1 rRNA gene is annotated in these 3,353 nt (G+C 55.2%); it reads right to left on the minus strand.

The window, feature by feature from the left end:
- Positions 1-44: 44 nt before the first annotated feature.
- A 23S ribosomal RNA gene (locus tag AC1DBX_RS20600) occupies positions 45-3,179 on the minus strand.
- Positions 3,180-3,353 lie beyond the last annotated feature (174 nt).

The following is a 3,353-nucleotide window of genomic DNA, read 5'->3' on the forward strand; positions in this document are numbered from 1 at the left end:
CCCATGGTGTGAACGTCTTTTGAATCCGTTCACGGGAAGAGTGTGTGGTGTAAGTTATCGGCCTATTAGTACCGGTCAGCTTCACGAGTCGTTAGTCCTCGCTTCCACATCCGGCCTATCAACCCAGTGGTCTGGCTGGGGGCCTCTCACACACAAGGTGTATGGAAATCTCATCTCGAAGCGAGCTTCCCGCTTAGATGCTTTCAGCGGTTATCCCATCCGAACGTAGCTAATCAGCGGTGCACTTGGCAGTACAACTGACACACCAGAGGTTCGTCCGTCCCGGTCCTCTCGTACTAAGGACAGCCCTTCTCAAATTTCCTGCGCGCGCAGCGGATAGGGACCGAACTGTCTCACGACGTTCTAAACCCAGCTCGCGTACCGCTTTAATGGGCGAACAGCCCAACCCTTGGGACCTACTCCAGCCCCAGGATGCGACGAGCCGACATCGAGGTGCCAAACCATGCCGTCGATATGGACTCTTGGGCAAGATCAGCCTGTTATCCCCGAGGTACCTTTTATCCGTTGAGCGACGGCCATTCCACAATGTACCGCCGGATCACTAGTCCCGACTTTCGTCCCTGCTCGAGATGTCTCTCTCACAGTCAAGCTCCCTTGTGCACTTACACTCGACACCTGATTGCCAACCAGGCTGAGGGAACCTTTGGGCGCCTCCGTTACTTTTTAGGAGGCAACCGCCCCAGTTAAACTACCCATCAGGCACTGTCCCTGACCCGGATTACGGGCCGAAGTTAGATGTCCAAAGTGACCAGAGTGGTATTTCAACGATGACTCCACCCGAACTGGCGTCCGGGCTTCAACGTCTCCCACCTATCCTACACAAGCCACTCCGAACACCAATACCAAACTATAGTAAAGGTCTCGGGGTCTTTCCGTCCTGCTGCGCGTAACGAGCATCTTTACTCGTACTGCAATTTCGCCGAGTTTATGGTTGAGACAGCGGGGAAGTCGTTACTCCATTCGTGCAGGTCGGAACTTACCCGACAAGGAATTTCGCTACCTTAGGATGGTTATAGTTACCACCGCCGTTTACTGGGGCTTAAATTCTCAGCTTCGCCTTGCGGCTAACCGGTCCTCTTAACCTTCCAGCACCGGGCAGGAGTCAGTCCGTATACATCGTCTTGCGACTTCGCACGGACCTGTGTTTTTAGTAAACAGTCGCTTCCCCCTGGTCTCTGCGGCCCCGATCCCCTCCCACCAGCAAGTGGTGTTCAAGGTTGGGGCCCCCCTTCTCCCGAAGTTACGGGGGCATTTTGCCGAGTTCCTTAACCATAATTCTCTCGATCGCCTTAGTATTCTCTACCTGATCACCTGTGTCGGTTTGGGGTACGGGCGGCTAAAACCTCGCGTCGATGCTTTTCTCGGCAGCATAGGATCACCGAATCCCCCCATACGGGGGTCCCGTCAGATCTCAGGCATCATGAACGGCGGATTTGCCTACCGTTCGCCCTACATCCTTAGACCGGGACAACCATCGCCCGGCTCGGCTACCTTCCTGCGTCACACCTGTTAATACGCTTGCCTCCCAGGATCAGGTCCCGCGCTCCACCAAAACCCTTCCACCACAAGGGCGGTCAGGCAGGTTTCGGGCGGTTAGTATCCCCTGTTCAGCATGGGCGGTTTTTCGCCGGTACGGGAATATCAACCCGTTGTCCATCGACTACGCCTGTCGGCCTCGCCTTAGGTCCCGACTTACCCAGGGCAGATTAGCTTGACCCTGGAACCCTTGATCATCCGGCGGACGGGTTTCTCACCCGTCTTTCGCTACTCATGCCTGCATTCTCACTCGTGTAGGCTCCACCGCTGGTTTCCACCGCGACTTCACTGCCCACACGACGCTCCCCTACCACTCCAGACGCCTGAACCACAAGGGCTTGGCTAATGTCTGAAATCCACAACTTCGGCGGTGTACTTGAGCCCCGCTACATTGTCGGCGCGGAATCACTTGACCAGTGAGCTATTACGCACTCTTTTAAGGATGGCTGCTTCTAAGCCAACCTCCTGGTTGTCTTCGCAACTCCACATCCTTTCCCACTTAGCACACGCTTAGGGGCCTTAGTTGGTGGTCTGGGCTGTTTCCCTCTCGACTATGAAGCTTATCCCCCACAGTCTCACTGCTGCGCTCTCACTTACCGGCATTCGGAGTTTGGCTGACGTCAGTAACCTTGTAGGGCCCATTAGCCATCCAGTAGCTCTACCTCCGGTAAGAAACACGCAACGCTGCACCTAAATGCATTTCGGGGAGAACCAGCTATCACGAAGTTTGATTGGCCTTTCACCCCTACCCACAGCTCATCCCCTCCATTTTCAACTGAAGTGGGTTCGGTCCTCCACGACGTCTTACCGTCGCTTCAACCTGGCCATGGGTAGATCACTTCGCTTCGGGTCTAGATCACGCCACTGCAACGCCCTATTCAGACTCGCTTTCGCTACGGCTTCCCCACACGGGTTAACCTCGCGACGTAACACTAACTCGCAGGCTCATTCTTCAAAAGGCACGCCGTCACCCCTACACGATCGCTCGCGGAGGCTCCGACGGATTGTAAGCACACGGTTTCAGGTACTGTTTCACTCCCCTCCCGGGGTACTTTTCACCTTTCCCTCACGGTACTGGTCCGCTATCGGTCATTAGGGAGTATTTAGGCTTATCAGGTGGTCCTGACAGATTCGCACGGGATTTCTCGGGCCCCGTGCTACTTGGGATACTTCACCAGGCGGTGCACAACATTTCGGTTACGGGGCTCACACCCTCTACGGCCGGCCTTTCAAGACCGTTCACCTATGCCTGCACTCTCACCTTCCCAGCCCGGCAGAGCTGGAGTGGGAAGTCCCACAACCCCGACCATGCAACGCCCGCCGGCTATCACACATGGAACGGTTTAGCCTGATCCGCGTTCGCTCGCCACTACTGACGGAATCACTATTGTTTTCTCTTCCTGCGGGTACTGAGATGTTTCACTTCCCCGCGTTCCCTCCACGCACCCTATGTGTTCAGATGCGGGTCACCAGGCAGCTCGCGCCCCTGGCGGGGTTTCCCCATTCGGACACCCTGGGATCACAGTCCGGTTATCGACTCCCCCAGGCTTATCGCAGATTCCTACGTCCTTCTTCGGCTCCTAATGCCAAGGCATCCACCGTGTGCTCTTAAAAACTTGACCACAAAAGATCAAGGAGTAATTTTCGAGAGAACCACAGAAACCACCACCATCACCCCAAAAGGCAACAGCGACAGATCCAGGTTCATATTCTTGGAAATTGCTTCTTATAAAAGATGCTCGCGTCCACTATGTAGTTCTCAAACAACAACCCCGTACCACACACCCCACACACAC

It is taken from the genome of Arthrobacter sp. 10N44_2, from assembly GCF_056394385.1.